General features: G+C 73.1%; 4 protein-coding genes and 2 pseudogenes. 3 read left to right on the top strand and 3 right to left on the bottom strand.

What is annotated here, in order from left to right; genetic code table 11:
* Together SACHA_RS21520 and SACHA_RS0110790 are read left to right on the top strand one after the other, a co-directional pair.
* Nucleotides 1-406, top strand: a pseudogene (locus tag SACHA_RS21520) (thioesterase family protein); the annotation flags it as partial.
* A 150-nt stretch (nucleotides 407-556) separates the two neighbouring features.
* The gene (locus tag SACHA_RS0110790) at nucleotides 557-1,486 is read left to right on the top strand and encodes a ParA family protein (RefSeq protein ID WP_019809598.1); all 930 of its coding nucleotides are present in this window, start codon (nucleotides 557-559) and stop codon (nucleotides 1,484-1,486) included.
* Nucleotides 1,487-1,588: 102 nt separating this feature from the next.
* Here the strand turns inward: SACHA_RS0110790 and hisG are convergent, their stop codons facing one another.
* A complete protein-coding gene (gene hisG / locus SACHA_RS0110785; RefSeq protein WP_019809596.1) occupies nucleotides 1,589-2,434 on the bottom strand; it encodes an ATP phosphoribosyltransferase in 846 nt (281 codons plus the stop codon).
* A 118-nt stretch (nucleotides 2,435-2,552) separates the two neighbouring features.
* Nucleotides 2,553-2,816 (bottom strand): phosphoribosyl-ATP diphosphatase, encoded by a 264-nt coding sequence (locus tag SACHA_RS0110780; protein ID WP_007026974.1) that lies wholly within the window; start codon nucleotides 2,814-2,816, stop codon nucleotides 2,553-2,555.
* A gap of 169 nt (nucleotides 2,817-2,985) precedes the next feature.
* Here SACHA_RS0110780 and SACHA_RS0110775 point away from each other — a divergent pair, with 169 nt between their 5' ends.
* Entirely contained in the window at nucleotides 2,986-3,822 is an 837-nt protein-coding gene (locus SACHA_RS0110775) for a class I SAM-dependent DNA methyltransferase (RefSeq protein WP_028663071.1), read from the top strand.
* Nucleotides 3,823-3,892: 70 nt separating this feature from the next.
* On the opposite strand, the pseudogene SACHA_RS24480 reads toward SACHA_RS0110775, so the two are convergent.
* Nucleotides 3,893-4,019 (bottom strand): annotated as a pseudogene (locus SACHA_RS24480) (HAD family phosphatase); the annotation flags it as partial.

Raw genomic sequence — 4,019 nt, 5'->3', positions numbered from 1 at the left:
CGGGTGCGCCCCCGCGGAGTGGCCTGCCGACTGGCACGGCGGATACCTGCGGGCGATCGAGTGGCGGACGGTGTGGGGGCGGGTCGTCGATCCCGGTCCGGCGACCGTGTGGGCGCGGCAACGGGTGCCGCTGGTCGCCGGCGAGCCGCCGAGTCCGCTGCAACGGCTGTTCGCCGTCGCCGACTCCGGCAGCGGGGTGTCCAATGTGCTGGACCCGGGTCGGTGGCTGTTCATCAACTCCGAGCTCACCGTCCATCTGCACCGCGAACCCGCGGGCGAGTGGGTCGGTCTGGACGCCGCCACGATCCTCGGCCCGGAGGGGATCGGCACCGCGACGAGCGCGCTGCACGACCACGACGGGCAGGTCGCCACCGGGGCGCAGGCACTGCTGGTGCGGCACCGCTGACCCGCGATCCCGTGTCTGGTGAGGCCGTGTCTCTCGAGGCCGTGTCCCCGGAGGACGCGGAGCCCCGCCCGGCCCGCGCGCAAGGGGCCTGACGCACGGTCGTTGATCTACTACCCTTCCCGCAGACAACGAGACGGGAGCTGGCGCAGAGTGCAGATCACCTCGGTGGTCAACCAGAAGGGCGGGGTCGGCAAGACCGCGCTCAGCGTGGGCGCGGCGGCGGCGCTGGCCGAGCGCGGGCGCCGGGTGCTGCTGATCGACCTCGACCCGCAGGGGCACGCCACGACCGAGTCGCTCGGGCTGCCCGAGCCCCCACCCGAGGCGCCGAGCATGGCCAAGGCGTTGACGAAGTCGTGGCGCGGGCCGGTGGAGGAGCTCGTCGTGCCGCACCCGCGCTGCGCCGTCGGCGACGGTGGCGCGCTCGACGTGATCCCCACCTCGTCCGGCATGTTCGACCTCGTGCGTCGGCTGGACCAGTTCCGGGTGCCGGGATGGCAGCTGGCGCGGGTGATCCAGTTCGCCGACTACGACCACGTCGTCATCGACTGCCCGCCCGCGCTGGACGTGCTGACCAACAACGCGCTGGTGGCCAGCCACGGGATCGTCGTGCCGGTGCAGCCCGAACGCACCAGCATCCGGGCGCTGCGGCTGCTGCGCGAGCAGATCAGCTATCTGGAACAGGCCGTGCAGCGGCCGCCGGTGCTCCACTACGGCCTGGTGCCCGGGCTGTACCGGCGGCCGGTGTCGGCGTACGCGGCCGCCGCGTTGAACGAGCTGCAGGGCTTCGGGCTGCCCGTACTGGCGCACGTGCCGCTGGGTGTGGTGATCAACGAGGCGGCGGCCCGCGGGGTGCCGGTGACCACGTTCGCCCCCGAGACGGTGCAGGCGGCGGCGTTCCGCGAGGTCGCCCGCGCGCTGGACTCCATGCACAGCGGCCCGGTCACGCCGCTGACCGCGCCCGAACAGGATTTCGTGTTCGAGGACTTCATCGCCGACGTCTCGCACGCCCGCGCGGCCAACGACAGCGGCGCCCACAGCAGGCTCTACGACCTGCTGCCCCGCCACCGGAAACCACACTGACCCGCGGCGCCCCGGCACGGACCGACCAGCCGGCGGCCCCACCGGCACCGACGGCTTGCCGGTCGAGGGGAACGCCCGTGCGCCCGTCGGGGGTGACCGGGCTCAGAGCCGGGAGGCGCGGATGTCGGAGGCGAGGATCGCGCGGGCGCCGACGGCGGCCAGCTCGTCCATGACCGAGTTCACCTGCTTGCGGGACACCATCGCCCGGACGGCCACCCAGTCGGCGTCCGCGAGCGGGGCGACCGTGGGCGACTCCAGCCCCGGGGTGATGGCGATGGCGTCGTCGAGCAGCGTCCGCGGGCAGTCGTAATCCAGCATCATGTACTGCTGGGCGAACACCACGCCCTGCAGCCGGGCGGCCATCTGCGCGATCGGTTTCGACGTGGCGTTGCCCGCGCGGTGGAGGAGCACCGCCTCGGACACGCAGATGGGGTCGCCGAAGGCCACCAGGTCGTGCTGGCGCAGGGTGCGGCCGGACCCCACGACGTCGGCGATGGCGTCGGCGACCCCGAGCTGCACCGAGATCTCCACGGCCCCGTCCAGCCGGATGACGTCGGCCTCCACCCCGTGCCGGGCGAGGTCGTCGGCGACCAGCCGCGGATAGGAGGTGGCGAGGCGCTTGCCCGCCAGGTCGGCGACCGTCCACTCCCGCACGGCGGGGGCGGCGTAGCGGAAGGTGGAGCCCCCGAACCCGAGCGACAGGGTCTCGTCGACCGGTGCCCCCGAGTCCAGTGCCAGATCCCGGCCGGTGATCCCCAGGTCCAGGTCACCCGAGCCGACGTAGATCGGGATGTCCTTGGGCCGGAGGAAGAAGAACTCCACGTCGTTGACGGTGTCCAGGATGGTCAGGTCCCGCTGCTCGGGCCGCTGCCGGTAGCCCGCCTCGGCGAGCATCTCCGACGCCGGTCCCGCCAGCGCACCCTTGTTCGGCACCGCGAACCGCAGCATGATGTTCCCTCCTGACGTTGTCGCTGCCCGTGCCCGCTCCGGCCGGGCGGGCGGGCGCCGGTGTCCACCCCAGCGGAGGTGGTCGGCGGGCCGCCACCCGGGACCGGCGAGACGACCCTCACAGGTGGCGGTAGACGTCCTCGCTGGTGACGCCCCGCCCGAGCATGAGGACCTGGACCCGGTAGAGCAGCTGCGAGATCTCCTCGGCGAGGCGCTCGTCGGACTCGTGCTCCGCCGCGATCCAGACCTCGCCCGCCTCTTCGAGCACCTTCTTGCCCTGCTCGTGCACCCCGGCGTCGAGGGCACGCACGGTGCCCGACCCCTCGGGCCGCGTGTCGGCGCGCTGGAGGAGTTCCGCGTACAGCTCGTCGAAGGTCTTCACGCCCCGTAATCCTTCCATCCGCGCCCGCCGCGCCGACGGGCGGCCCGGTCCGGGGCCGCCGCACGTGGCGCAGGCGACGTTGACGCGGTACTGCGCGCGGTAGTTTGCTGATCTCGCAGGGAACGCGGCAGCGACGCGCGTGTGGACTTCGACGCGAAAAGATCGTGATATGGCAGACACCTCCTCCCCCGGGTCACCGCAGGCCCCCTCGGCGGGCGGGCCCCGGCCCGACGTGCGGCTCCCGGAGAACCCGGGCGGACCCGACCAGGACACCGAGTGCGGACTCGACCAGGACACCGAGTACTGCTCGGTCCGGCTCGACGGCACCTGGCAGGACATCCGGTTCCACGACTACGACCGGATCTTCGCCGTGCCCGGGCTCTACGAGACGCTGTTCCACGACCTGTTGGACTGCCGGTCGCCGGACGTGGTGGGCAAGCTGCTCAAGGAGGAGTTGCAGGCCTCCGGCACGGACCCCGCGTCGCTGCGGGTGCTCGACCTCGGCGCGGGCAACGGGCTGATCGCCGAGCAGCTGCGCACGGTGGGCGCGGGGTATCTCGTCGGGGTGGACCTGCTCGACGAGGCCCGGCGGGCGGCGCTGCGGGACCGTCCGGAGGTCTACGACGACTATCACGTGTGCGACACGGCCCGGCTGACCGCCGCGTGGGAACGGACCCTGGCCGGTCACCGGTTCAACGCGCTGACCTGCGTGGCCGCGCTCGGGTTCGGCGACATCCCGGTGCGGGCGTTCGCGACGGCGGTGAACCTCGTCGCCGACGGCGGCCGGATCGCCTTCACGATCCGCGACCGGTTCCTGTCCGAGTCCGACGAGTCCGGTTTCGCCCGGTTCGTCCGCCGGTGTGAGCGGGAGGGACTGTTCGAGGTGCGTGCCCGTGAGCGGTACCGGCACCGGCTCGACGTGCGCGGCGAGCCGCTGTACTACCTGGCCGTCGTCGCCACCAAGCACGGCGACGTGCCGGTCGCGCCGTCCGACGGCACGGACTGACCGGCAGCTCAGTCCCCGACGGCGCCGACTGACCGGCAGCTCAGTCCCGATGGCACGGACTGACCGGCGCTCAGTCCCGGCTCATCAGCTCCGTCAGGGTCCGCGCGTCGACCCCCACCAGCGACGGGCGCGACACCCGGCGCGGCCCCGGCGGTACCGGCACGTCGTGCGGCACCACCAGCACGGTGCAGCCCGCC

Source organism: Saccharomonospora halophila 8 (assembly GCF_000383775.1).
GTDB classification, from domain to species: Bacteria; Actinomycetota; Actinomycetes; order Mycobacteriales; family Pseudonocardiaceae; genus Saccharomonospora; species Saccharomonospora halophila.
The sequence above is the reverse complement of the archived record's forward strand: the minus strand, read 5'-3'. Positions and strand labels throughout refer to the sequence as shown.

Bases quoted from the DNA above. Each gene is read 5' to 3' on its own strand.
- hisG (WP_019809596.1), bottom strand. From the start codon at position 2,434: ATGCTGCGGTTCGCGGTGCCGAACAAGGGTGCGCTGGCGGGACCGGCG.
- SACHA_RS0110775 (WP_028663071.1), top strand. From the start codon at position 2,986: ATGGCAGACACCTCCTCCCCCGGGTCACCGCAGGCCCCCTCGGCGGGC.